The sequence below is a fragment of the Flavobacterium aquicola genome, from assembly GCF_003385115.1.
Classification (GTDB): Bacteria; Bacteroidota; Bacteroidia; order Flavobacteriales; family Flavobacteriaceae; genus Flavobacterium; species Flavobacterium aquicola.
Genome location: NZ_QUNI01000005.1, coordinates 286,769 through 313,319, shown reverse-complemented (window position 1 = coordinate 313,319; position 26,551 = coordinate 286,769). Strand labels below are relative to the sequence as shown.

Annotated in this window: 17 protein-coding genes; 15 read left to right on the top strand and 2 right to left on the bottom strand. The window is 34.9% G+C overall.

Annotation, left to right across the window (positions count from 1 at the left end; translation table 11 throughout):
• Position 1: 1 nt before the first annotated feature.
• The 15 genes from C8P67_RS11015 to C8P67_RS10945 all read left to right on the top strand — a co-directional run bounded on the left by C8P67_RS11015 (position 2) and on the right by C8P67_RS10945 (position 24,377).
• Positions 2-697, top strand: a complete 696-nt coding sequence (locus C8P67_RS11015; RefSeq protein ID WP_115813223.1) for a CIS tube protein — start codon at positions 2-4, stop codon at positions 695-697.
• Positions 698-2,443, top strand: a complete 1,746-nt coding sequence (vgrG, locus tag C8P67_RS11010; RefSeq protein ID WP_115813222.1) for a type VI secretion system tip protein VgrG — start codon at positions 698-700, stop codon at positions 2,441-2,443.
• Between the two features lie 68 nt (positions 2,444-2,511).
• Entirely contained in the window at positions 2,512-2,802 is a 291-nt protein-coding gene (locus C8P67_RS11005) for a PAAR domain-containing protein (RefSeq protein WP_115813221.1), read from the top strand.
• 2 nt (positions 2,803-2,804) lie between these two features.
• Positions 2,805-3,215 carry a GPW/gp25 family protein gene (locus tag C8P67_RS11000; protein ID WP_115813220.1) on the top strand — a complete coding sequence of 137 codons (411 nt, stop codon included), beginning with the start codon at positions 2,805-2,807 and terminating at the stop codon, positions 3,213-3,215.
• 12 nt (positions 3,216-3,227) lie between these two features.
• On the top strand, positions 3,228-6,611 hold the full coding sequence (locus tag C8P67_RS10995) for a baseplate J/gp47 family protein (protein ID WP_115813219.1): 3,384 nt from the start codon (positions 3,228-3,230) through the stop codon (positions 6,609-6,611).
• Positions 6,599-9,307, top strand: coding sequence for a hypothetical protein (locus C8P67_RS10990; protein WP_115813218.1), 2,709 nt, complete (start codon positions 6,599-6,601; stop codon positions 9,305-9,307). Before C8P67_RS10995 ends, C8P67_RS10990 begins: the two co-directional genes overlap by 13 nt.
• A gap of 11 nt (positions 9,308-9,318) precedes the next feature.
• Positions 9,319-12,774: a hypothetical protein gene (locus C8P67_RS10985; protein WP_115813217.1), complete on the top strand. Its 3,456-nt coding sequence runs from the start codon at positions 9,319-9,321 to the stop codon at positions 12,772-12,774.
• Positions 12,758-14,482, top strand: a complete 1,725-nt coding sequence (locus C8P67_RS10980) for a contractile injection system tape measure protein (RefSeq protein WP_115813216.1) — start codon at positions 12,758-12,760, stop codon at positions 14,480-14,482. Before C8P67_RS10985 ends, C8P67_RS10980 begins: the two co-directional genes overlap by 17 nt.
• 55 nt (positions 14,483-14,537) lie before the next feature.
• Positions 14,538-15,116 carry a hypothetical protein gene (locus C8P67_RS10975; RefSeq protein WP_115813215.1) on the top strand — a complete coding sequence of 193 codons (579 nt, stop codon included), beginning with the start codon at positions 14,538-14,540 and terminating at the stop codon, positions 15,114-15,116.
• Positions 15,113-15,952: a DUF6734 family protein gene (locus tag C8P67_RS10970; RefSeq protein WP_115813214.1), complete on the top strand. Its 840-nt coding sequence runs from the start codon at positions 15,113-15,115 to the stop codon at positions 15,950-15,952. The genes C8P67_RS10975 and C8P67_RS10970 overlap by 4 nt, the downstream gene beginning before the upstream one ends.
• Positions 15,904-16,833, top strand: a complete 930-nt coding sequence (locus tag C8P67_RS10965) for a DUF6734 family protein (RefSeq protein ID WP_245980424.1) — start codon at positions 15,904-15,906, stop codon at positions 16,831-16,833. The genes C8P67_RS10970 and C8P67_RS10965 overlap by 49 nt, the downstream gene beginning before the upstream one ends.
• Before the next feature lie 42 nt (positions 16,834-16,875).
• Positions 16,876-18,102: an eCIS core domain-containing protein gene (locus C8P67_RS10960; RefSeq protein WP_245980423.1), complete on the top strand. Its 1,227-nt coding sequence runs from the start codon at positions 16,876-16,878 to the stop codon at positions 18,100-18,102.
• Between the two features lie 3 nt (positions 18,103-18,105).
• Positions 18,106-21,954 carry an eCIS core domain-containing protein gene (locus C8P67_RS10955; RefSeq protein ID WP_245980422.1) on the top strand — a complete coding sequence of 1,283 codons (3,849 nt, stop codon included), beginning with the start codon at positions 18,106-18,108 and terminating at the stop codon, positions 21,952-21,954.
• A gap of 191 nt (positions 21,955-22,145) precedes the next feature.
• Positions 22,146-23,450: an ATP-binding protein gene (locus C8P67_RS10950; protein ID WP_115813212.1), complete on the top strand. Its 1,305-nt coding sequence runs from the start codon at positions 22,146-22,148 to the stop codon at positions 23,448-23,450.
• 108 nt (positions 23,451-23,558) lie between these two features.
• Positions 23,559-24,377 carry a peptidoglycan-binding protein gene (locus C8P67_RS10945; RefSeq protein ID WP_115813211.1) on the top strand — a complete coding sequence of 273 codons (819 nt, stop codon included), beginning with the start codon at positions 23,559-23,561 and terminating at the stop codon, positions 24,375-24,377.
• 111 nt (positions 24,378-24,488) lie between these two features.
• On the opposite strand, the gene C8P67_RS10940 is transcribed toward C8P67_RS10945, so the two are convergent.
• The gene (locus C8P67_RS10940) at positions 24,489-25,607 is read right to left on the bottom strand and encodes a peptidase associated/transthyretin-like domain-containing protein (RefSeq protein WP_115813210.1); all 1,119 of its coding nucleotides are present in this window, start codon (positions 25,605-25,607) and stop codon (positions 24,489-24,491) included.
• A gap of 213 nt (positions 25,608-25,820) precedes the next feature.
• Entirely contained in the window at positions 25,821-26,534 is a 714-nt protein-coding gene (gene recO / locus C8P67_RS10935) for a DNA repair protein RecO (RefSeq protein ID WP_115813209.1), read from the bottom strand.
• Positions 26,535-26,551: the final 17 nt, after the last annotated feature.

The following is a 26,551-nucleotide window of genomic DNA, read 5'->3' as shown; positions in this document are numbered from 1 at the left end:
TATGACAACTACTACCGGTGAATTAAAAAAACTGAAGATCATTGCTTATAGCGATCCTCAATTTAACAATCCCATTTCGGATATTCAAGAATTCATTACTTTGATGAATCCTGAAAAATATATTTTTCATTACAAAATAGAGCAAGATACAACACAGGCTGCGGGAACAAGCAGTCCTGCTCCAAGGTTTACAGCAATTGCTCCAGAGGAATTAGAATTGGATTTTGTTTTTGACCGAACAGGAGTTATTGCCGGCAAAGAAAGTACCGAAAATGGCGTTATTGAAGACATTGAACATTTTAGAAAAGTAATTTTAGAATATAACGGCACAGAACATAAGCCAAACTACTTAAAAATTGCTTGGGGAAGTCTGCTTTTCAAAGGATCACTCACAGAAATGACCATCGAGTATAAACTTTTCAGACCGGATGGAACGCCCATTCGAGCCATTGCAAAAGGAAAATTTAAAGGAGTTGTAGAAGATGAGTTAAGAGCAAAACAGCAAAATAATCAATCACCTGACTTAACACATACCAGAATTGTAAAAGCAGGCGATACGCTTCCTTTAATGTCTTTTAAAATCTATGGCGATTCAAAATATTATCTCGAGGTAGCAAGAGCCAACAAGCTTGTCAATTTCAGAAAATTAAAGACTGGTCAAAAAATATTTTTCCCACCATTACAAAAACAACAATAAATGAACAATAGCGGCGTCATACAAACCAGTCAAAGTGCCGATTTAGTAACGCACAAACTGCTCATTGAAGGAAATGAACTGTCCGGCGTATACCAGGTAATGAGCATTGTGGTGCATAATGAGGTTAATAGAATACCTATGGCGCAGATTATTTTGACTGATGGGGAAGCTGCTACACGAGATTTTAAATTAAGCAACGAAGACTTGCTTATTCCAGGAAAAAAAATAGAAATAAAAGCAGGTTACCACAGTGACGAGGAAACAATATATAAAGGAATAGTTGTAAAACATTCCATAAAAATAAAAGACAATTCATCCCTGCTGATTGTTGAATGCAAAGACGAAGCAGTAAAACTGACTATCGGAAGAAAAAGCAAATATTTTTATGACGTAAAAGACAGTGATGCTTTTGAAGATATTATAGGCACTTATGGATTACAAAAAGATGTCGAAAGCACTAATTTTAGTCATAAAGAGCTAGTACAATACAATACTTCCGATTGGGATTTTATTGTCTCTCGTGCGCAGGCCAATGGAAAATTATGTTTTGTTGAAAACGGCAAAATTTCGATAAAAAAACCAGATTTGGCTTCAGCCTCAGTGGAAACAGTTGCTTTTGGTGCCAGTATGCTGGATTTTGATGCCGAAATTGATGCTCGAAATCAGTTTGCCAAAGTTTCATCCTACAGCTGGAATGCCTCCAATCAGGAATTATTAGAAATTGAAGCCAAAGACCCCAGTGTAAACCTAAACGGGAACTTATCTACTTCAGATTTGTCCGATGTAGTAAAGGTAGAAAATTTAGAATTACGTCACGGCGGTCATGTAACCGACACCGAACTGCAGGATTGGGCCGATGCAAAATTATTATTCCAGCAGTTATCAAAAGTTCGCGGAAGAGTAAAATTTCAAGGCATTCCTGCAGTAAAACCCAACACCATTTTAACACTTGAAGGCTTAGGAGATCGTTTTAACGGCAAAGCATACATCACAGGAGTTTTCCATGAAATTGCAAATGGCAATTGGACTGTAAATGCACAGTTTGGCCTAAATCCTGAATGGTTTTCTGAAACTTATGATGTCAATACACCATCGGCCTCGGGAATAATTCCATCCATAAAAGGACTGCATATTGGTATTGTAACCCAGCTTCAGGACGATCCCGACAGCGAAGACCGAATTCTAGTAAAAATTCCCATTATTAATAACGAAGAACAGGGTATTTGGTGCAGAGTAGCTGCCTTAGATGCAGGCGACAACAGAGGTACTTTTTTTAGGCCCGAAATAGAAGACGAAGTAATTATTGGATTCATCAATGAAGATCCTAATGATGCGATTGTATTAGGAATGCTCCACAGCAGCGCAAAACCTGCTCCGCTAAAAGCAGCAGACGATAACCATCAGAAAGGGATTTTTACAAGAAGCGAGATGAAAGTGTTATTTGATGATGATAAAAAATCAATAGCCATTGAAACTCCTGCAGGCAAGAAAATAACGCTGGACGAAGACAAAGGATCTATAGTTATTGAAGATGAAAATTCTAACGTGATTACAATTGACAGTAAAGGAATAACGATGGAAAGTGCGGGCGATATTTCCATAAAAGCGACAGGCGATGTAAAAATTGAAGGCACAAATGTAAACGTAAAAGCAACCGCCCAATTTAAAGCTGAAGGCAATGCCGGCGCAGAAATGACCTCAGCTGCAGTGGCGATTGTAAAAGGCAGTATAGTTCAGATAAATTAATTCGCACCTCTATTTCTTTCAGTTCTTAAACTCTGAAAGAAAAATGGTTAGCAATAAAAATAATAATTATGGGAGCACCAGCCGCAAGAATCAATGATATGCATGTCTGTCCAATGGTAACAGGAACTGTTCCGCATGTAGGCGGACCAATATTGCCGCCAGGCGCACCTACTGTAATGATAGGCGGCGTACCAGCTGCCTGCTTAGGAGATATGATCGTTTGCACAGGGCCTCCAGACAGTATTATAGCTGGCTCGGGCACAGTGCTTATTGGAGGAAAACCAGCCGCAAGAATGGGAGATTCAACTGCTCATGGCGGAACAATTATAATAGGATGCCCAACCGTTTTAATAGGCTGATTATGGAAAATAAAAAAGCTTTTTTAGGTACTGGATGGAGTTTTCCACCGGAGTTTAAAAAGAACAATAAGTCAGTTGTCATGACATCTGACGAGGAAGATATTAAGAGCAGTCTGGAGATACTGCTATCTACAAAAATCGGTGAACGCATTATGCTTCCCAGATATGGGTGCAATATGGATGAATTACTTTTTGAAACATTAGACAGAACGTTAAAAACCTATGTTTCAGAACTGATAAAAACGGCTATTTTATATTATGAACCCAGAATTGATGCTGAAAAAATCGACATAACACAAGGTGATGATTTAGAAGGGGAATTATTGGTCATAATCGATTACAGAATAAGAAGTACAAACTCAAGAAGCAATCTTGTTTATCCATTTTACAAAGGAGAAGGCACTAATATTTAAAGTTTATTACCTATGAGTACTGAAAGCAGCCAAATAGATAATGTGATTTTTAAAAGAAATGGAGTCAATCAGGAAGAACGCTTTAGTGATGCATTAGAGCCGGGCAGCTTAAAACTTCATGATTTTACTATTGAAGACTGGCTGCTGTTTGCTTTTAATTTTGCAAAACATGTCAACTTTTTCGACACGAATAACGATAAAAAACCAGAAGGTGACTGGCAGGAATTTTTTAATTACTTCGGCTTTTCAAAAGATGATCTTTCGAATGGCATCCCAAAAAGAACAGATAAAGAATATGCTGCCCTAAAAGAGAATATTACCAAAACATTAACTGATGCCAATATAAATCAAGATCTCACTCCTCACATGACATTGTTTGTGTGTTTCTTGAAATTACTGGAATTATCCCAAAACAAACTTAATGGTATTACAAAAAAGCATTTAGATTTTTTCTATAAAGAAATACTTCAGATCAAAAAACTGCCTCCAAAAGCGGATAAGGTCAATATTATTTTTGAACTGGCAAAAAAAATTGCCGAAGAAAGAATCGTCACAGCTACCGAACTTGATGCAGGAAAAGATCCAGATGGTAAAAAACTGATATACAAAACTACCGAAGAATTTATTGCCAATAAAGCCCGTATTGCTTATTTAAAAAGTGTATACAACGACCTTGATCGAGGCAAAATAAAATACAGTGAAATTGCAAATTCTCTAGACGGAAAAGGAGAACCGCTGAAAGAAAACGCTCCATATTGGTTTCCTTTTGGATATACAGGAAATGAAAGCAAGTACCAAGAATTGGGTGATGCCAAATTAGGTTTTGCACTTGCTGCAGAATTATTTAATCTCAAGGAAGGCGATCGAAATATTGCTGTCACTATAGATTTTGTCGCTGATTTAATCTTTCCTAGTCCTCTTACTGCAGACGACCTTCTGGCAAATATCAGCATTTTATATAGCGGTAAAAAAGGATGGATCGGAAACTTTGCACTTAGCAAAAGCGTCGCTTTTAAGACTGTAAATGAATCCTCAGATATTGGAGGCAAACAATTAAAATTGGTTTTAGAGATACCTAAAGATAACCCTGCAATTGTTGGTTACGATCAGAAAATTTTAGGCGAATTTTTCTCTACAGAACTTCCTGTAATTCGATTTTTAATCAACACGCAAAATAAAAAAGGACATACTCTTTTTAGAACTTTAGTCACAGGTTCAATAGACAGCATACATGCAAAAGTAGAAGTTAAGGATGTGAAATCTTTATTGCTCGAGAGTGATAATGGTTTGCTTAATGCGACGAAACCCTTCTTTCCGTTTACAACTCAGCCCGAAAAAAACAGCTCATTTATAATAAATTATCCCGAAATTTTTTCTAAAAAATGGAGCGGGGCAACTATAAAAATAAAATGGAAAAACACACCAGTATCATTTGAAACTCACTATGCAGCATACAAATACAGTTTTCTGGAAACAATAAGTAAAAAGATTTTTATTGATGCGATGTTCCTCAAAGTTGAAGATGAAAAAAAACTGGAAGCAAACCAGCCTGAAAACAAAGCTCTTTCAGCCAAAAAAAACGAAGCACTATTAAAAACTGATGCAGCAGCTAACGTATCAATTAAAATAAACCCCAATGATCCAATTGTCACCAAGGACTATTTTAAAGCAACATTATCTGTTTTAAACAAAGAAATTTGGACTGAGCAAAATAACGCTGTCATTCTATTTGATTATAATGATAGTAATAAATTATTTGAATCTAATATTAATGTAACAGGGAACTATGCGCTTGGCAAAAGCGGTCCTATCCGATTGACATTAAATCAATCATTTTTACATTCGTTATTTCCAAAGGTGTACACTTTGGCAATAATGAATGTGGCTGCAAATCCATTAACATTAATTCCAAACGAGCCTTACACACCTGTTGTAGAAAACATAAGCCTGAATTATTCTGCCGAGGAAGCTATTGATTTTTCTGTTTCTGCCTACGAATCTAACCGAATAAAATTGTTTCATGAAGCTCCTTTTGGTCAGAAAGAAGAACATTCTTATTTGAAACAGCAAGCTGCCAATAAAGAAATTTTAGATACTGCTGCCCCTTTTACCAATTGTCTGGTTCCCGATTATTGCAAAGGAGGCGAGTTTTATATAGGTCTTCAGGATGCCGAAGCATTACAGCAGATTTCATTATTATTTCAAATATTGGAAGGAAGCGAAAATATTAATGTTCCCACTTTTAAAGACAAAGAAAAAGTAGAATGGTATATATTATGCGATAATTACTGGAAAAATCTTGAGAAGGATATTTTGGCCAATGGTATTGATAACTTTTTAAAATCGGGTATCGTAAAATTCAGTATTCCAAAACAGGCATCTAATCATAATACGTTGTTTCCGGCCAATACCATTTGGGTAAAAGCAAAAATGCACAAAGACTATGATGCCGTATGCAAAGTTATCGATGTGAAAACGCAGGTTGTTACCGCAGAATTTTTTGATAACAGCAATAATCTCTCTCATTTAGACAGCACACTGCCTGCTAAAACAATATCTAAACTAATTACCAGGATTCCGCAGATTAAAAGTGTTGAACAGCCATTTAATTCATTTTCTGGAAAACCACTGGAATCAGACCTCTCCTATTATCTCCGTGTGAGCGAACGCTTGCGTCACAAAAACAGAGCCATAACGCTCTGGGATTATGAGCATCTTATTTTGCAGGCATTCCCAAACGTTTTTAGAGTAAAATGTCTAAATCATACTTTCATTTCGGGTACGGCTGCTTCGTTTTTATCCCCAGGAAACGTGACGCTGGTAGTCATTCCAGATATTGTAAACAAAAATGTATTTGATATTTATGAACCGCGGATAAGCACTGCCACACTGAACAGCATAGAGAATTTTATCAACTCCAAAAACTCCATGCAAGTGTATGCAAAAGCAATTAATCCTGATTATGAAAAAGTTATAATAAAACTGAATGTGAAGTTTTATCAAAAATATGATGAGAATTTTTATAAAAATCAATTGAATGAAGATATTATAAAATTTTTATCTCCTTGGGCATTTGATACCTCCAAGCAGATCATATTTGGGGTTGAGCTGCAGCGCAGTATTGTTATAGAATATATAGAAAATTTATACTACGTTGATTTTATTTCAGAGCTGGAGATGGCCATTTATAAAGATCAGACAAATAAAGAAAAGCCTAAACTATTAGATGATACAGAAAAAAACGAGGCCAATGTAGAATTTTTAGACTTTTCAACCACACTGTCTCCTTCAAGCCCAAAAAACATATTAGTCTCTGTTAAAAACCATATTATAAGCACCAAAATAACAACTTGCAAAAAAACAACACCAGAAGAACCTGAAAAATGTCAATACTAAACCAGCATATCACCATTCCTAAAAAATTAGCATCCGAGGACGATTTGGATTTCCTTTATTTGAGAAAAAAAGGAATTGAATACATCGAGTCTTTTGGCAGTAAATTTTGGACCGATTTTAATGAGCATGATCCGGGAATAACTATACTGGAAATGCTTTGCTACGCTATTTCGGATCTTGGCATGAGACTCAATCTCCCTATAGAAAGTATATTAGAATCGAATGACAGCAGTAAAGGGATTCCGAAACAGTTTTTCAAAGCCTCAGAAGTATTATCATCAAGTCCTGTCACACAAAATGATTACAGAAAACTATTTATAGATATAAAAGGAGTTAGAAACTGCTGGCTTGCAAAACATGAGAAAAAGGTGTATGTAGATTGCAAAAAAGATCAGCTTTCTTATGACTTTACGGATTATGAAAATCTCGCAGCAACACCAAATTTAAGAAAATATTTTGGGCTCAATGGCTTATATGATCTTTATGTAGATTTTGAAAGCTCAAAACCTGCAGAAATAGAAATAGTTAAAGAGAAAATAAGAAAAGAGTATCATGCTAACAGAAACCTTTGCGAAGATCTTGTTGACATAAAAAAAGTGGAAGACTACCCTATAAAAATATGTGCCGATATTGAAGTTGATACAGAAGCCGATGAGGAACTGGTTCATGCAAATGTCATTGACGCTTTGGAAAGTTACTTATCGACAACAGTCAATTTTTATTCGCTAAAGCAAATGATGGACAAAGGATATTCAACTTTGGAAATTTTTGATGGCCCAACTTTAGAGAACGGTTTTATTGATACCAAAGAATTGCTTACCGCCGATTTGAGAAACGAAGTGCGTCTCTCAGACATCATGAGAATAATTATGTCGGTGCCAGATGTGATTTTGATTAAAGATATTTCGTTGGGAAATTGTGGCGGCGACGATCTGGAAAACAAATGGCTTATCTGCCTTTCGGCCTATCAAAAACCAATTGTTTGTACCAAAAGTGTTTTCAATTACAACAAAGGATTATTGCCTCTCAATATCAATCAGGCACAAGTAAAAATTTATTTAGACGCCATAAAGGCTGAGAAAGACAAAGCTACAACCAACGCCAGCCACGATAAAGAATTAGAAGTACCAAATGGTGAATATCTGAACACTGATATTTATACAACAATACAAAATGATTTTCCTGAAACCTATGGTATTGGTGAAGTTGGGCTTCCTTCCAGAGCATCCACTGAACGTAAATCTAAAGCAAAACAATTAAAAGGATATCTTTTATTTTTTGATCAGATATTAGGAAGTTATTTTAAACAGTTAGGACAAGTAAGCGAATTGCTTTCAGTAAGCGGGAATTTGACCCGAACCCTGTTTACTCAAGTCGTTAAAGACATTGAAGGGGCTGACAATATTGTAGATGGATATGAAAATTACACTGATGAAACTATTACAGAACTGCTTTTTGATCAGCAGGACAATAATATTGAGAGAAGAAATAAAATTCTGGACCACCTCTTGTCACGTTTTGCCGAGAATTTCTCAGAATATGTATTTGTCAACAAAACCATTTATGGCAGCACCGCAGATCAAGTCGTTTTGCGTGACAAAGAAAACTTCTTGAAAGATTATAAAGCAGTAAGCAAAGAGCGGGGAAATGCTTTTGATTACTACAGACAGCCCATTGCCAATTTATGGGATACTGATAACGTTTCGGGAGCCGAAAAAAGGATTTCGAGACTTATTGGCGTTAAGGATTACACCCGCAGGAATCTTTCTAATTCATTTGTAGAAATGTACAATTTTATTGACACCGACAATCAGTCTGTTTACAGATGGCGTATTGTAGACAATCATAATGAAATTGTACTTTCTTCAACAGCAGAATACTTCGATACTTCCGCAGCAAATAAAGAGCTTTATTTTGCCGTACTGCAGATTATTCAGACTCGTGAATATAAAATAAAGGAAGCTTTTAAAAACGGAACAATAAAAGATTTATCCATTATTGACAATATTTTAATACAGCAGTCAGATGCCGGAAAATATTCTTATGACATTATAAATCCAGCAATTAAAGACAAGAAAAATCCACAACGTATTATTGCCCGCAGATTTGAATATTATGCAAATCTGCCAGATTTAGAACAATCGATTCTGGAATTGATTCGATTCATGAAAGAAGATTTTACCGAGGAAGGAATGTTTTTGATAGAACATATGATGCTTCGTCCTGATGTAAATCTGACAACAGTAAATCCTGACACATTCATGCCTATCTGTGCAGATGAATGTGACAATTGCGAACCTATAGATCCCTACTCCTACCGTGTGAGTGTAGTGTTGCCAGGATATACACTGCGATTTGCCAATACCGACTTTAGAAATTATATAGAAAAAATAATTAAGGAAGAATTGCCCGCTCACGTTCTGGCAAAAATATGCTGGATCGGATATAGGGAAAAAGATGTGAAAGACCCCGCAGAAAACCAGCTTGTTCAATTTGAAAAAACATATAAAGACTACCTTCTTGCCAAAACTGATTTGAATCAGGAACAGCCGGAACCTCAATTAATCAGTTTTATTAAGGCGCTCACCGTTCTAGACAATGTTTACCCAACAGGGCGACTGTTTGACTGCAGTGATGAAAACGAACGGTTATCAGATAAAATTATATTAGGAAAAACGAATTTAGGATCATTATAAAAACTATTCTCATGTCAGCAAAACTTTCAACAATAACAACACAATACCGCCGATTCACAAAGAATCAGGTACTTACAGAAGGAAACCTTAATGAGGTAGTAGATTTTTTTGACGACCAAGACCGACTCTCGCGAATTTATCTGAACGGTGTTGGCATAGTCTGCGGGTTTTATGCTGCTTATGATTCGGCTCAAAAAACCATTTCTATAACGCAGGGAACTGGTATAACTACTGATGGTGATCTTTTTAAATTATATCAGGCAGATGTATTTGGAAACAAAAAAATCGATTTTGACGCCAAAACATATACCCACTGCAAAATTTATGACAATAAAAAAGCAGCCTATAAACCTTTTTTTTATGATGGATCCAGCAAACAATTACCTCTTTTTGAACTCTTGACAGAAGAACAGCAAAAAAAAGAAAAAGACCCTAATTTTGCTTTAACACAGTTTACATCAAATACACAATTTGAGTTTAAAGATGCCGTAATTCTTTTGTATCTGGAATCGTATGAAAAAGAATCTGACCTTTGTGTAAGTCTTTCGTGCGACAATCAGGGGCTGGAAATTGTAGGCAATCTTAAAGTTTTAATTGTCAGCAAAGCAGTTGCTGTACAAATAATGAATCATGACAGCATCATCAGTAAAATTAACTATTCTAATCTATACCATAAATTACCGGACCTAAAATCGAATAGAATTGTTCTAAAACCTGAAGATTTTGTCCATCTTGATGCAATAAAACAAACTTTTACAAAAGGGATTTTCAAAAACAATACTGTTCAGAATCTGCAGGACGGCTACAATAAATTGCTGACAGGCTTAAAAATGCCGTTAATTTTAGATTCTATCCAAAAAAACATAACCCGATTATTTAATTTTGAAGGAGACTCAGTGCTGCCTCCAGATTTTCAGTATTTATATGATCTGCTCAACGATCTTGTTGATACTTACAACGAAACCAAACTGATATTGTTTACCATAGCTGATAGTAACTGCTGCCCTGATATTAATGCTTTTCCAAAACATTTAATGCTGGGCGAATTAATAAAAACCGAGCCTTGTTTAGAATTTCGTCATGCTTTTTATAAATCGCCATTACTTACAGGAGAAAATCTAAGCACCTGCAATGAATGCCTTAGTGATGACAATACAATTAGTAAAGATTCCGAAGAAAAAGAGGTAACAGCAGAGGAAATAAAAATATGCTACGGCGAAAACACAGCCGAACAAAGAATGTACAGCCTTATCCTGCGAAGTGCACAATTATTAGAAAATTACAATTCTTTATATGATTTTATAAAAATTACGCCTTCCCTTCAAATGGGTAAATTGGGCAAAAAAGCCATTCCTTTTTACAGCAATGTAAACGATTCTCTAATTAAGGCTTGGGATTTTGATAAAACTATCTTAGGATTACAAAAAAACAATATTAGTTATCATGACGATTTATTAAATACCAAGAATCCTCTCGAAATTCATATTGACAGTGATTTTTATAGAATTGAAGGCCATCAAGGGCGTAATTACAAAGAAGCATTAAAAACAATTCAGCAGATACGATTTGAAAACGGACTCGGATTTAATGTAGTAATCTTAGCCGTAAACCCTAATGAAACTGACAAAACCATACAGCATTTTACAAAATATTACCTCAGCAAAAATCACGGCTATGAGCATAAAGCCGGCGTTGCGCCTGGAGGAACATTTATAATGATTTATGTAGAAAATGAAGAACCGCCTTACTACAGCGGAGCCACAAGACTGAATCCATCACTAACAGGTGATTTTGAAAAATTTAGTGAAGGACTGCCTATCATCTCGAATCCTGTTGTTGCCGATTTTACATTACCTTACTTATGCTGTGACGAAAACTCGATAAGCCTAACACTTCCTAAAGACAAACTTTGTTTTGACGGCAAAACAATCCCTTTGCCATTTCGGGTTACACCAACAGGAGGTTTTGTAAAAGCAAATGTTAACAAAGGTCAAAATGGAGGCGTTACACTCAATGAATTAGGAGAATATGTGTTTGATCCTAATTTAGTTAGTAAAACATTAATTGGTAAACCGATAACATTTACTGTCAATAATTTTGAAACAAAATGTGTAATAACCATTTTTGAAAAACCAATATTCGATTTTATTGCCATTCCTTTAAAACCTTCAGGAACTAGCGAAACCGAAGTTACTTTCACTGTAACCGGAGAAAATCTTACCGGCAATAAATATACTTGGAATTTTGGAGATAAAAGCGAACCTGTCACAGATGAAAAAACAGAAATAAAACACCTCTACAAGTATAATAGTGAATCACAAAAAAAATTCACATTTGATGTTACGCTTAATGTAAACAATGGCAACTGCGGTTTTCAAGTCACTCATCCTGTGAGTTTTGAAATTGCAGACTCAAAAGTGCTAATAGACGGCAAATTAGTAAACAGCATATCCTTTTGCAGAAATGATAAAACACCGCATGAGCTTACAATTGAGCCAAATACAAAAGGAGCAGTTCTTTCAGGAGAAGGAATTTTTATAACCGCAGGAGGGCAAGTTCTGTTTACTCCACCAAGTGTAGCTCCGGCTGTCACAAACGTAACTATTTTTATAGACGGCAAACCATCCAATCTTGTAATTACGCTTTTGGAACTGCCTGTTGCCAGTTTTACTGCCAGCGTTACGGCGGGAATTTTAACCTTAAACAACAATTCCCAAAACGCCGATACTTACATATGGGAAATTAATAAGGAAGTAGTAAAAACCGATAAAAAAGATCCAATAACAAGACCAGCTTCTATATTTAATGAATCCTCTATTTTTGTTTCATTAACTGCGCAAGGCAAATGCGGCCAAATGATAGATGGTCCAAGGCCAATTGAAATTAGAAAAGAAGTTGTCGTAAATAAATGTCTTGACAATGCGGAACTATTTATAAAAAAATCAATTGAAACTACTTCCAATTTAAAGGAAATTTCCGATTTAAATAAATTCAATGCTAACACTATTAGCTTCATTTCTCAAACTCAAAATAAATTTGAAGAGGTTAATAATAATCTTCCAGGTTACATCAATGGCAAGTTAAATGCTAAATTGTCTGAATTATTTACACAGGAATATTTCAATTTTATATCCACAGTTGTTGCATCTGCGATTAGACTACGAAATTCAAATCAGATTACTGCGATACAGACACTGATATCACTAAACACTTCATTGTTTTATACTATTTTGAGATGTCAAGAGCAAGAAGTACTTAAGGCATCTGAAAAACGGATTATTCAAGCCGCACTACTTTTTACCAATTTATTTAAAACTTTCATAGAACTACAATTTAATTCCGATAAAGACGGAACACTGAAAGAGTTTTTGTCAAGTATGTTGAAAGTATTTCAAAAAACAGATTTTATCCTGACCAATTTAAATATACAAATAGAAGATCTTACTGCTGGTGATAAATTCAAGTAAACATATTATCAATAAAGTTTTCCTAGAGATAAATACCAATTCTAAAGAGAAAGGCTATTATCTCAAGGATAATATTGATTCATTTTTACAAAAGGAAATATTCTCAATTTTAGAAACGTATTTTAATGAATTGGATTCGAAAAACCCTTTACAAAGCATACAATTAGAAAAACTCAACATTGATATTGCTATAAATCCAGATTTAGATTTAGAAGATTTCAAAAATCAGATTCTAAAAGAAATTACAAAACAAGTTGACGAAGTCTTTGAAAAAAAAGACAAAAACATAGAAGGTTATAAAGTAACTAACGCACAAGAAAAAGAAGTAGAAAGCTTTTTTTATTTTTTGGAAACAGGTACAAGCGCTTGGTGGACAACATTCAATCATGACTTCAGAATAGCTGATGACACTATATTTGAAAAAATCCTAAACAATAAAACCTTTGCCTTTAAATGGTCAAACTCGGTTCAAAAACCAATTGCAAGAACAAGGTTCATTAAACAATTTAGTGATAACCAAATTGTAACAATTATTAAAAAAGGAATATTGCTTAAAAAAAAATATGCTGACAGCAGTGCCAGAATAATCAGGATTGAAGCAATAAAAAAACATCTTGAAACCAGTACTTCAAAAAGCCAATTTATTCCAAATCAAAGATTTTTAATTTGGGAAATAGCCATTTTAAGTCTGGCGGAAATCAATATTGAAATTGTTAAACAAAAGCTTTCCAGATTGATTTATAATGTCTTTGAATTTCATAAAAAAAGCAGTGTTTTAGAATACAGACACCTTCTTGTGAATGAAATTAAAAATCAGATAGAGAATCAGGACGCATTAGAATTACTGGCAAATCTTGAAGCTGTTATTTTGGTAATCGAAAAAAAAGTAGACAAATCTATTTTAAAAGAAAAAGAAAAGAGAACAGAAACGGGGACAGAAACAATCACAAACACAGCAATAATAAACACGGAAACAGCAACAGAAAGTATCCAGGAAAATATTGAAAAGACAATATCCGACTCGGATTTGATTTTGTCAAAAAACATAGATGTGACTGTTCGCAGCGATGAAAAAAACATCAAATCCTTATCAGATAATTTAAAAGAAAAAGCTCTCAATGATTCCGAAAGCAGCAGTGGCAAAAAAGAGTTTTCTGCTGCAAAAGAGCAAGAAGAAAAAGAACAGGAAGAAGAAACAAAAGATATAAATGTTAGTGATCTATATGTTGACAATGCAGGTTTACTGCTAATTCATCCTTTTTTGAAATCACTTTTTGAAAATTGTAAGCTGCTCGATAAAGAAAATACCATAAATAACCCAGAAACTGCCGCGCATCTTCTGCATTATATAGCCACGGGCCGAGAACAGGATTATGAGAATACTATGGCTTTCGAAAAATTTTTATGCAATATCCCCATCGCTAAACCTATTGAAAGAAACGTTGTACTCTCTGACGAAATGAAAAAAGAAGGAGCCGAAATGCTTCAGGCAGTATTGAATAATTGGGAAATAATGAAAACATCATCGGCAGGACTGTTGCAAAACGAATTTCTGCAGCGGCCTGGAAAACTGAGTACTAATGCCGATGAAAGTTCTAAAATAATTATAGAACGAAAAACACAAGATATTTTGTTAGACAAATTAAGCTGGAATTTGAGCATTATAAAATTGGCCTGGAAAAAACGAATCATATACGTGGATTGGTAAAGATTATTTCAAACAAGCCCTTTTAGAATTCTAATCCCGAAATTTAAGAAGCATTATGGAAATAGAAAAAACGCCTTTTTTAGAAATAGATAAAAAAAACATTTTTACTGAACAGCAAAAAGCGCTCGGATTTATATTCGATAATCTTGATTTGTCGAAAATTGCTTTTTGCGGGGGAGTCGCAGATTATTTAAATCTTCGGCAGTACTATCAAATGCACATAAATGATTTGGATATAATTTATGAAAACGAAGAAGATTTAGATCCAATTAAGAATAAAGTTGACGTAAAGAGGTATATCTCTAAATTTTACAGAACCCGAAACGGGGAAACATTGGTTTATAAATTCAAAATTTATGGCAAGGAAATAAATGTAGATAATTTTCCAAAAGATTTTTCGACGTTAACCCTTACGCAATCTCCTCTTTTGGGCAAAATGGTATGGCACTCTTCATTTAATGAAATGAAAAAATTCCATAACAATGAGATCCACCTGAAAACTTCGGAAATAGCAGGAATAAATTACGAATGGAAACGATTATATAAACACAGCAAAAAAGCATCTTTATACAACAATGTAACTTTTTTGGAAGAAAAAAATTTGATACATACCATTAAAAAAAATGTTTCATGAAGGAAGAACCAAGAATAATATACAGTCTGGATGTGCTTCCTATTATTAATAACCGCTGGAATGCCGGCAATAAACTAAAGGAAACTATTTACATGTCGGCATTAAGTATTTTATACAGCCATTTGTGGTATAAAGACATTGAGTTTTATGTAGACGAAATCGCTTATAAGTATTTATATATGCTGCCGTGCAGAGTTACAAAAGTGCCAAATAATGATGACTTAGAACTTTGGATGAAATCAAAAATTCATGCCATAAATAAGCAAATCAAGCCGTTTGTGCACCTTGACACTGATATTTTTATAAAGAAAAAAATACATTTTAATTTTAATAAGGTAATTGTTGAACGAAGTGATGACGAATATTATGGACATTATAAAAACCAGCTGCCTTTTTTTAATCAATACACACAGCATTTGGACTATTGGCATGAGGATGTAGGCAATTGTTTTAATTGCGGGATTTTAGGTTTTAACGACCTGGAGATCCGTAATCAATTTGTAAATGCCTATTACGAATTAGAAGCAATATATATAAAAAACAGAGAAAGTTACCTGCCATACAAACGGCAGGGATACGAGCCATGCGTAGTTATAGAACAATACATGCTTGCGTCGTTCCTAAAGCATAAAGGTGTAATACCAAATTTACTGCTGTATCAGCAAAACATGATTGACCAGAGCAATCATGCTGATAAAATAGGGTACAGCCACATTTACGGGAAAAAAAAATATACGAAAAATATTGTGGGAGCCATTGAGGAACGGCTTTCTAAAATATTTCCATATTGGTACGAACAAATAAAGACGGCGGTAGAGAAAGAAAATATGTCTTAAAACCAAGAACTATAATTAACATGAGCGACAAACATAAAATAATATATAGTCTCGATGTACATCCCATCATGAACAACCGCTGGAAAATGGGAAACAAAAGTACAGAAACGATTTACATGACGGCGTTAAGCATATTGTACAGTCATTTGTGGTATAGCGACATCGAGCTTTATGTTGACGAAATGGCTTATAAATTTCTGTATATGCTGCCTTGTAAAGTAATACAAGTTGCCAAAAATGAGAATGAAGAATTATGGATGAAATCAAAAATCAATGCGATGATGCAGCAAACTAAGCCATTTGTTCACTTAGACACTGATGTATTTATCAGGAAAAAAATAGATTTTAGTTTCAGTGACATCTTATTGGAACGAAGCGAACAAGATTACGCAACACATTACAGGCCACAAGTAGATTTTTTTAATCAATACACCCAAAATCTGCTTTATTGGAATCATGATTTAGGATATACGTACAACTGCGGTATTTTGGGTTTTAATAATTTGGAACTCCGAGACCAATTTGTAAGTGCTTATTATGATTTAGAAAAAATATATCTCGAAAATAGAGAAGCCTTTATAGTTTTAAAAGAACAAGGACAAGAACCCTGCATCCTAATTGAACAATACACACTGGCCACATTACTTAATCATAACAATATTGAACCCTCACTGTTGCTAAAAGGAGAAAATATAATCGAACAAGGAAAAGATGCAGATGAGATGGGATACTCTCATTTTCATGGTACAAAAAAATATGAAAAATACATTGTTGACGAAATTGAACTTCGACTCTCTAAAATATTTCCGTATTGGTATATGCAAATAAAAAGCGCATTGCAGAAAGAAGGCGTTATGGCGAATAATCCGCAGTTTGTTTAGTAAAAAGAATTATTAATCCGAAATGGCAAAATAATAAAGATCATGAGAGAATTTGAACAAAAAAAAATAGGCAGCCACTTCTCCACTCCTTTTTTTGGACCTAAAATTCAAAAAAAACTAACTACTGGAACAGTAGGAGACAGATATGAAACAGAAGCAGATAATGTTGCTGATAAAGTAGTTAACAAACGCAAAGGAGGAGGACTGCTGCAATCAAGAACAGAAGAAGGCGTGCAGCAAAAACCCATTTCAGAAACCATTTCAACGGTTCAAAAACAAGATCTGGCACAGGAACAGCCACTGCAAAAAAAAGGCAAGGAAAAAGAAGAAGACAAAAAGGTTCAAAAGAAATCCGATAAGGAAGAAGATAAAAAAACGGTTCAAAAAAAGGGAGAAAAAGAAGAAGATAAAAAAGTACAAAAGAAATCCGACAAGGAGGAAGACAAAAAAGTACAAAAAAAGGGAGAAAAAGAAGAAGATAAGCAAGTGCAAAAAAAATGTGCCGATTGCGAGGGCGAAGACAAAAAAGTGCAGAAAAAAGGAGAAAAAGAAGAAGATAAAAAACCAGTTCAGGCAAAATTAAAAGAGTCCAGCCCAGATAATGAAGGAATCGAAAATGACCTCAACAGGTCAAAAGGAAGCGGCAGTACAATGGACAAAAACACAAAGCAAGAAATGGAATCGGGTTTTGGAACCGATTTTAGCAGTGTAAACATCCACACAGACAGCAAAGCCGTGCAAATGAGCGAACAGCTGGGGGCACAGGCTTTCACACATGGCAGCGATGTCTATTTCAATAAAGGAAAATACAAGCCAGACTCCAAAGAAGGCAAACATCTGCTTGCACATGAACTCACTCATACGATACAGCAAACGGGCAGCAAGACTCCAAATAATGTTCAAAAACTATCCGATCCGGATTGCGGCTCAACCAAACATTTAAAATTATCCGGCTCATGCTATGATTTTCACAATACCTGTTATACAGAAACTTTTGTCCCTTCCAAGAGTGACGCTTTAAAAATAGTTATTGATGTAGATTATATGGAACCTGTTGGCTCTTGGATCAAAGAAGATTTCAGTGCTCAGGTTATTAAATGCGGTCTTATAGATGACACTAATATAGGTTCAAAAAGAATATCGCTGGAGAACATCCCTTCAACCTTAGAATTTAATATCGCAAGTGTTACTCCTGGAGATAAATATTTCATTAGAATTTATTCAAGATCTAGTTCGGCTTTAAAATCAAATTACAGCGTAAGCCAATAAAATATGTCAGTCCTAACCAAAAAAACAAATACAAATCCTTCTCACTCTGCGTCACATCATGACAAGGGTAAGGAATCTTTTTTTGGGATACAGGCAAAACTGAATATAGGAAAACCTAACGATAAGTTTGAGGCAGAAGCCGATAGAGTAGCAGACCAAGTCGTTGCCAATAAACAGACGGTAAACACGGGGGCGTTCTTTTCGCCATCGCCGGTAGTGCAAAAAAAGCTGGCCCGCGATGTTCAAAAACAAGAAGAAAAGAACAAAAAAATTCAGCAAAAAAGTGTAGCCGAAACCATAACGCCTGTTATACAGCTAAAAGGTGAATCGATCCAAAACAAACTCGATTCCAGAATACCAGAAAGACGAGAAATCAATCCAGCTTTTTCCGCATCAAAAACATTAATTCAGAATAAACTCGAAGATAAAATCCAGAAAAAAGAAGAGGTAATTCAGAAAAAAACAGAAGTTAAAAAAACAGATACTAGCTCAGTAAACAGCCCTTCTATCAAACCTTTAATCCAAAATAAAGGCAAAGAAGAAAATTTACAGCAAAAAAAAGAAGAAGAAAAACAAACCAAAGACGAGGAAAAACAAATACAAAAAAGTCCTGCCGGCGATGCCAATCCTAGCGATAACTCTAATTTAGAATCCAATTTAAACAGCAGCAAAGGCGGAGGTTCTCCACTATCTGGAAATACTCGAAAAGAAATGGAATCGGGTTTTGGAACCGATTTTAGCAATGTTAGAATCCATAACGATTCTAATGCTGTGCAGATGAACAAGCAGTTAGGTTCTCAGGCATTTGCAACGGGCAATAATATTTATTTTAACGAAGGAAAATACAATCCCAATACACAGTCGGGCAAACACCTGCTTGCGCACGAACTCACACATACGGTACAGCAGGGAGCAGTCATCAGAAAAAAACCAGAGACAATACAAAAGTCCGAAATGATTCAGACTTCATTATTATCCAGCCTGATTCCTGATTTTATAAAAAATAATGTCAGACACATTCCGGGTTACACACTGCTTACTGTCGTCGCTGGTTATGACCCTCTAAATGACATAAATGTTGATAGAAATGCCATTAATCTAATCGAAGGATTTATGGGATTAATTCCTTTTGGAACAGCAATATTCGATAAATCACAGGAATATGGTATCATAGACCGCGTATTTAATTGGGTCAATGGAAGATTGAGCGAATTGGGCTTATCTCTAGATTCGCTGCTTAAGCTGGTTCAGGATGCTTGGAACGAATCCTCGCTTAGCACCTTTATAGATGTAGTTACATCTAAATTTAATACGGTTGTTGCCCGCGTTACTAATTTTGCCACTTCTCTAGTTGACCAGATTATAACTTGGATTAAAGAGGCATTAATTGATGTTGCTGAACCATTATTGGCCGAAAACAAAGCGTATGCACTGATCAAAAAAATTATTAAATACGACCCGCTTCGAGGTGTAGAAGTTAATGCAACAACCGTCGAAATTCTCGAAGATTTCCTAAAATTAATTGGTAAGGAAACGGAGCTGGAGCAAATGCGCGAAAAAGGCACACTGCAGGAAACAGCCGACTGGATGGATACTCAAGTGGTTACTTTCATGTCGTTATTGGGAGAACTAAGAGGGCTTATTACCGATGCCTGGAATGCCATACAGCCCTCAAATCTAGCCAATATTGCAGATAATCTTTCGGCTTTGGCAGTCAGAGCGGGAAGTTTCTTAGAGCGTGTTTGGAATTTTGCTGCAGGAGTTGCACTCAAAGTTTTAGAACTAGTCAAAAAATCACTGTTAGGATGGCTTTCATCTCAAGCAAGTGCAGTACAAGGTTATTCCCTTATAAAAGTAATCATTGGCAAGGATCCATTTACCGAGGAAGTTGTTCCATTTACAATTCCAAACGTCATCAAAGGGTTCATGAGTTTAATGGAAGGAGGCGATGCCCAATATGCCCAAATGGAAGAAACTGGAGCTATTGCCAGAATTGTAGGTCAGATTGAAGCTGCTGTAGCCACTCTTAATATGACTCCGGCATACATTATCCAATTATTTACAGATATTTGGAATTCACTCACAATTGACGATTTGATTCATCCGCTGGATGCTTTCTTGAGAATTATCGAAAAATTTGGAGAACCAATCGGCAGACTAATTGCTTTTGTTGCCGAAATCATTAGAATTATTATTGTTGCGATTCTCGAAATAATGAACTTCCCATTTGATCTCATCAGCAATATTATCAATAGGGCCATGGGAGCTATAGAGGATATTAAAAAAGATCCAATAGGTTTCTTAAAAAATATTCTTCGAGCCATAAAACAAGGATTCAAACAGTTCTTTGACAACATTGTCACACATCTCGTTGGCGGACTCACAGGCTGGCTCATGAGCGAACTCAAAGATGCTAATGTGCCAGTGCTTACTGATTTCTCTTTAAGAGGCGTGATTTCTTGGGTGCTAGAAGTCCTAGGGATTTCTATGGAAAAAATCTGGGAGAAACTGGCCGCACATCCTCGCATAGGCCCAGCAAGAGTCGCTAGAATTCGCAGCGTGATTAACACTCTCGAAGGAATTTGGACATTTATAAAAGATGTTCAGGAACGGGGAATGGCGGCCATTTGGGATAAAATACAAGAACAACTGAGCAATCTTTGGAATACCGTTCTTGATGCAGTGAAAAACTTTGTGATGGAGCAAATTGTAAACCGCATCACCGCCAGATTGCTGAGTATGCTAGACCCAACCGGAATCATGGCGGTAATTAATGGAGCAATGGCTTTGTACAGTGCCATACAAAGTTTTATAAAATACCTGCGTGAAATGCTCGAAGTGGTCAACTCATTTGTAAATGGCGTTGCCGATGTAGCCAAAGGAAATGTAACCACAGCTGCCAACTATCTTGAAAGAACTATGGGACAAGCCATGCCTGTTGTGATTGGTTTCCTTGCCAATCAGGTTGGACTTTCGGGAATTGGCAGACGAATTGGCGAAATAATTATTTCTGTCCAGCAAATGGTTGATGAGGCACTTACGTGGCTGGTAAATAAAGCGGTGGATACGGGAATGAATATGCTGGATCGGATTATGGGAAGAGGTGCGCCTGAAGCTGCTGCTACAAACGAACAATCATTAATTCAAGTTCCAGATGTTACAACAGAACAAAATTTTTCCATGGGAGATGAAGGTCATACACTTACAGCTAGAGTACAAAATGGATCAATAGAAATTTTAATGGCCAGCAATAGACAAATAGTAGTTAACGTTGGACTCATTAGTGCACTAAACGAAGTTAATACAATGGACAATTTTACTGGAAAAACGAGAATACGTCAAAGATTAGAACATGCAGTAAATATAACCGAACATAACTCTATTGTACGCAATGTTTATGAGCCATGGACACAACATCAACGACAGCCTTTTCCAGTGCATTTAGATAGATTTCTTTCATCTGTAATAACTGATTTATCAAATTTAAGTCAAATTGAGATTGGTGGTAAAAAAATTACATCATTAGTTGAATTATTCAGTAAACTCAATAGAAACACTGACAATCCTGGAATATATGGTAGCCAGTTTGTTGATGTGCCAAGTGAAGTTGCTCCTTATAAACATTTTTCTAATTCACAGAAAACAAACATTTTGAATCATAATCGTTACCTAAATAATGGTGTTAACAAGTCCGATATTTCAGGAGAAGAATTAGACAATTCACTACATGTAGGACATGACAAAAAACCAAATATTGATCATATTTTTGCGAGATCTAGGGGCGGTAGTAATAGTTATTCTAATGCTCAAGTTTTATCTGGACCAGAAAACAGAGCAAAAAGTGATCATTAATTTTTACATAAATTACTCACAAATAAAGAAATATCTCATTAGTATAAAAAAATTAAAACACAATAAATTAGCAAACTCCTCTATAAAATCTACTTCAAAAAAGAAGACAGTATGAAATTTCTCTTTACTGAGTTCAAGTAAATTGAATAAAAGAAAAATAACCGATTAAATCCAAAATCACCAATACAAAAATGAAAACCATATTCGAATATTTAAAACTGCAATTCATCCATCAGCTGGACACTATTTTTATGGTTGATAATCCGTCGCAAAAACCAGTGTTCAAAAAAACAAAGTCACAGGATGCTGTCAATAAAATAATCATCGAAAATCATTTATCAGATAATGATGTTTTATTGTTAGCGCTGGCATTGGTTCCAAATATTCTTCCTAGTTTTTTAAGTTCGATTGTGGCAGAATACCTCCCTAATGGCGGAGAAATTGCCGAATTTGGAGGACTAAAATCAAAAAACCACAGAGGCATACTCCCAACTGCCGAAACAGCACTGTTTCTTATTGCCGGGAATGATTTAAATGCCCGGATAGCCTTCATCAGCTTTCTAAATGATGAATCCTATGTTTTTACAAAAGGCATCATCAAAATAGACCAAGTTCCTGTGGGAGAACCCAAAATGAGCGGACTGCTGTTTCTGGACGAAGAATATATTGAGCTGTTCATTTCCGGAAAAATTTTGAAACCAAAAATGAGCAGTAATTTCCCCGCCGAACTTTTGGAAACTAAGCTCAATTGGGACGATTTAGTACTCAACGGCAATACCATAAAGGAAATAAAAGAAATTGAAACCTGGCTGCGGTTTAATGATATTTTGCTCCACGACTGGGATATGAAAAGCAAAATAAAACCCGGCTACAGAGTCATGTTTTATGGAGCTCCTGGAACAGGAAAAACCTTAACCGCATCCTTGCTTGGAAAATACACAAACAAAGACGTCTACAGAATAGACCTATCGATGATAGTCTCAAAATACATAGGAGAGACCGAAAAAAACCTGTCAGCATTATTTGACAAAGCCATTAACAAAGATTGGATTCTATTCTTCGATGAAGCCGATGCTATTTTTGGAAAACGGACAAATGTGCGAGATGCCCATGACAAATATGCAAATCAGGAAGTCTCTTATTTACTGCAGCGTATCGAAAACCATCCGGGATTAGTGATACTAGCATCCAATTTCAAAAGTAATATTGACGCCGCTTTTACCCGAAGATTTCAATCTATTATTGAGTTTGAAATCCCCCAATATCCGGAAAGATTGCGGCTATGGGAAACCAATCTGCCTAAAGGGATTAAATTATCAAATGATATTAACCTAAAAGATCTCTCTAAAAAATATGAGATTACAGGCTCAAATATTGTCAATATAATTCAATATGCATGTCTTAAAACCATTGAAGATAAAAACGAATTTATTCAGCTAAACTATTTGATTCAGGGAATAAAAAAAGAATATGCTAAAGAAGGTAAAATGCTATAGTCTCAACTAAGAAAGATGTTTTAGTACGGCTGCTTTGATTTAGAAAACAGAAAAAAACAGAAGAGATTATAGGCGATAATTTGGAAAAACATTTAAAACAATAAAGCCATGCAAAAAACATTCTACAAAAAAGAGTTACTCATCAAGAGTCCCCAAAAACGAAAAGGTACTGACAACAACAAGAAAGACATTGAAAAAATTCAGTCGTGGCTGAATTTATTTGCAATGCAAAATCCAAGCTCGGGAACAGCTGCCAGTATTGATGGCGATTTTGGACCGGCAACTGAAAAAGCTGTTCTCAATTATCAAAAATTCAATGCATTGCCCCAAACAGGAATTGTCGATCAAGCCGTATTTGCTTTACTTTCCGCCCCTCTAAAAAAAGCCTTTGAAGATGCTATCGCAGGGAATACGCTTCGGGAATTAATTGTAAATACTGCCAAAAATCATCTCAAAAATCACCCGTTCGAACTTGTTATCAAGAATCAAAGCAATACAGGTCCTTGGGTACGCAGCTACATGGACGGAAATGAAGGAACCGACTGGTTTTGGTGCATGGGATTTGTGCAGGCAATACTTGACCAAGCGGCATCTATTCAGGGAAAAAACTTCAAAACCCTGATTCCATTAACGTACAGCTGTGATACTGTAGGCACCATTGGACTTCAAAAAAAATTACTCACCCGTTATCAAACAGCGAGAACAAATCCAAGTCTTATAAAACCAGGAGACATTTTTTTATTGCAAAAAACACCAAACGATTGGGTTCATACCGGAATTGTAACGGCCATTCATGGCGATATAATTGAAACCATCGAAGGAAACACCAATTCCGATGGCTCTCATAATGGAAATGCAGTCATGAACCGAATTCGAAATTTTAAACAATCCAAAATTGACTTTTTTTCAATAGAACCTTTAGTATAAACAAAAGTTGATGATCAATTTTTAGAAGCAGGGATCTTAGGGATTTTTAGAAAATATGGTTCCTGCTCTCAACTCTATTTTTACTTTTTTAAAGACAAACTTCAATCTTTTTTAAAAGTTCCCAATAACCTCAAATTCCTTTTCCTTCTCTTTATTTTCAGAAACCCGATTCAAGAAATCTTTAAGTTCATTCGTTAGAGGCAATTGATTTTGATTATTCCAAAAATTTTCTGAATAAGGAAATTTAGCCTTGAATATATCTTTATCCGAAGGAAAATTAGATTTTATCTGTTCATTTGTTGGACTATTTGTAGAGAAATAATTCATAACAAGCTTATAATAAAATGTCTTCTCTATTTTTTTTTCGCCTAACACTTCCAATTCTGCCTCAAGTTTTGCATTACTTAAATAATATTTATTAAAAGATTCACTTTTATTAAATTGCATAAATTTATTGTATTTTATTGTTCTATTTTTTATTCCTGAGAGCATTATTTCTTTGTAAGGAATAGTCTCAGGATTATCAATCATTTCTATCTTTAACTCGATAACAGCATAATCCTGACGTTTGATGATAAAATATCCTCTCATCGTTTGCCCCCAGCCATCTTTTTCATTTGCCTCAAATTCAATTTTTTTATAATTACTATCATTATAAGCTACTTCTTTAAAAGTGCATTTATCTCTTAGAGGAACTGTTGTCGTGAATAATTCATTAAAATCAGGAAATTTTAATTCTACTCGATATTTTTTTTCGAAAAGACTAACTTTTCTCATATTCAAAATTTCAATCTTTGTGCTGTTCTTTTCAATGTTATTTCTATTTCTTTTACCATAAACATCTTGTAATTTAACAATTGTATTGTCGTTCTTTAAAACATTTCTCAAAAAAAAGTCTGATGTGTAATTTGGAATAGGATTTTCGCCCATTTTATCATATACTTTTTTCATGAATGGCTCTAAATTACCAACAAAAACTTCATTGAGTTCAAAAACTTTTGACTCTATAAAAATAGTGTCTTGCTTTTTGATTTCTTCAAAAGTGGTTTTAATCGGGACGTAGCCTAGTAAATTAATATTGATTGCGTTATTTTCTGAAACAAAAGAAAAAAAACCTTCCGCATTTGTAATGGAATTATCTTTCTCGTTGAAGATAGTTACATTCTCTAAAGGCTGCTTAGTTAATTTATCAAAAATTACATTGCTAGTTCGCAAACTTTGCGACTGCATTGAGAAACAAACAAAAAGTATACAAAACAGGCTTGAAAGGAAAAGTCGCATAAATTAAAAATGTAAGAATTAAAAAGTAAAAATAGACTATTTTTCAATTCTCACATTCAATTCTTACATTCAATATTATTTTAATATTTGTCTTTTGAAGTCTTACAAATAATGAATAATGCTAAAATTCATTGACCATTATAGTTTTATAAGCCTAAAAAATCAAGAAAAAACTTCTTTCAAAACATCCAGCGATTTTGGTCTTTTGAAACCGTCGAGATGAAAGCTGTAGTAGTCAATTAGAATCTTTAAAAGTACTTGTCTTTCGATAACATGAAATATTTTTTGACCATTCTCAAATTTCAGCTGAATTAGTTTTTTGAACAATTGAGTTTCGTGTTCAGTAAGAGAACTAACAGCATGAAAAGGAGTAAAAACTCCCTCAATCATTTCAAAAAAAGGCATATCTATATCTGATTTATCAGGATAAAAACCAAGATATTTTGTGGTCTCCAGCATCAGAATCAAATGAAAATTGGAAATTTCATCGTGCTGATCAAGCCAATGCAGAGCTGTTTCCAGAAACGTAAACAACGATTCATTTTTCTCTTCTTCATGTATTGAATGATGCAGAATTTCAGAAAGAAACAAAACCATAGTGCTCTTAAAAATATCCGAATGTATCGAATGAAAAGGGGAAGCTATTTTTACTTCTTTGAAATTTTCCAAAGTCCCTTTATTTTTATGAACAGCTTCAATTTCGATAATAGTCAAAGGCTGAAAATAAGCTATTTTGGAACTACCTCTTCGTGAGGAAAAAGCATCGCGTACAATATAAGATTTCAGTCCGCTGGATAAAGTAAAACATTTTACAATCAAGCTTTTCTCTTGAAATTTTAAAGCTGATATTACTATGGCTTTTGTTTTGATTTGCATAGTTTTTATTCTTTTTA

What these genes read in the sequence shown, in the direction of transcription:
- C8P67_RS11000 (WP_115813220.1), top strand. Translation starts at nt 2,805, where the DNA reads ATGGAAAATAAAAAAGCTTTTTTAGGTACTGGATGGAGTTTTCCACCG.
- C8P67_RS11005 (WP_115813221.1), top strand. Translation starts at nt 2,512, where the DNA reads ATGGGAGCACCAGCCGCAAGAATCAATGATATGCATGTCTGTCCAATG.
- C8P67_RS10960 (WP_245980423.1), top strand. Translation starts at nt 16,876, where the DNA reads ATGAGAGAATTTGAACAAAAAAAAATAGGCAGCCACTTCTCCACTCCT.
- C8P67_RS11015 (WP_115813223.1), top strand. Translation starts at nt 2, where the DNA reads ATGACAACTACTACCGGTGAATTAAAAAAACTGAAGATCATTGCTTAT.
- recO (WP_115813209.1), bottom strand. Translation starts at nt 26,534, where the DNA reads ATGCAAATCAAAACAAAAGCCATAGTAATATCAGCTTTAAAATTTCAA.
- C8P67_RS10955 (WP_245980422.1), top strand. Translation starts at nt 18,106, where the DNA reads ATGTCAGTCCTAACCAAAAAAACAAATACAAATCCTTCTCACTCTGCG.
- C8P67_RS10990 (WP_115813218.1), top strand. Translation starts at nt 6,599, where the DNA reads ATGTCAATACTAAACCAGCATATCACCATTCCTAAAAAATTAGCATCC.
- C8P67_RS10950 (WP_115813212.1), top strand. Translation starts at nt 22,146, where the DNA reads ATGAAAACCATATTCGAATATTTAAAACTGCAATTCATCCATCAGCTG.
- C8P67_RS10945 (WP_115813211.1), top strand. Translation starts at nt 23,559, where the DNA reads ATGCAAAAAACATTCTACAAAAAAGAGTTACTCATCAAGAGTCCCCAA.
- C8P67_RS10940 (WP_115813210.1), bottom strand. Translation starts at nt 25,607, where the DNA reads ATGCAGTCGCAAAGTTTGCGAACTAGCAATGTAATTTTTGATAAATTA.
- C8P67_RS10970 (WP_115813214.1), top strand. Translation starts at nt 15,113, where the DNA reads ATGAAGGAAGAACCAAGAATAATATACAGTCTGGATGTGCTTCCTATT.
- C8P67_RS10985 (WP_115813217.1), top strand. Translation starts at nt 9,319, where the DNA reads ATGTCAGCAAAACTTTCAACAATAACAACACAATACCGCCGATTCACA.
- C8P67_RS10975 (WP_115813215.1), top strand. Translation starts at nt 14,538, where the DNA reads ATGGAAATAGAAAAAACGCCTTTTTTAGAAATAGATAAAAAAAACATT.
- C8P67_RS10995 (WP_115813219.1), top strand. Translation starts at nt 3,228, where the DNA reads ATGAGTACTGAAAGCAGCCAAATAGATAATGTGATTTTTAAAAGAAAT.
- vgrG (WP_115813222.1), top strand. Translation starts at nt 698, where the DNA reads ATGAACAATAGCGGCGTCATACAAACCAGTCAAAGTGCCGATTTAGTA.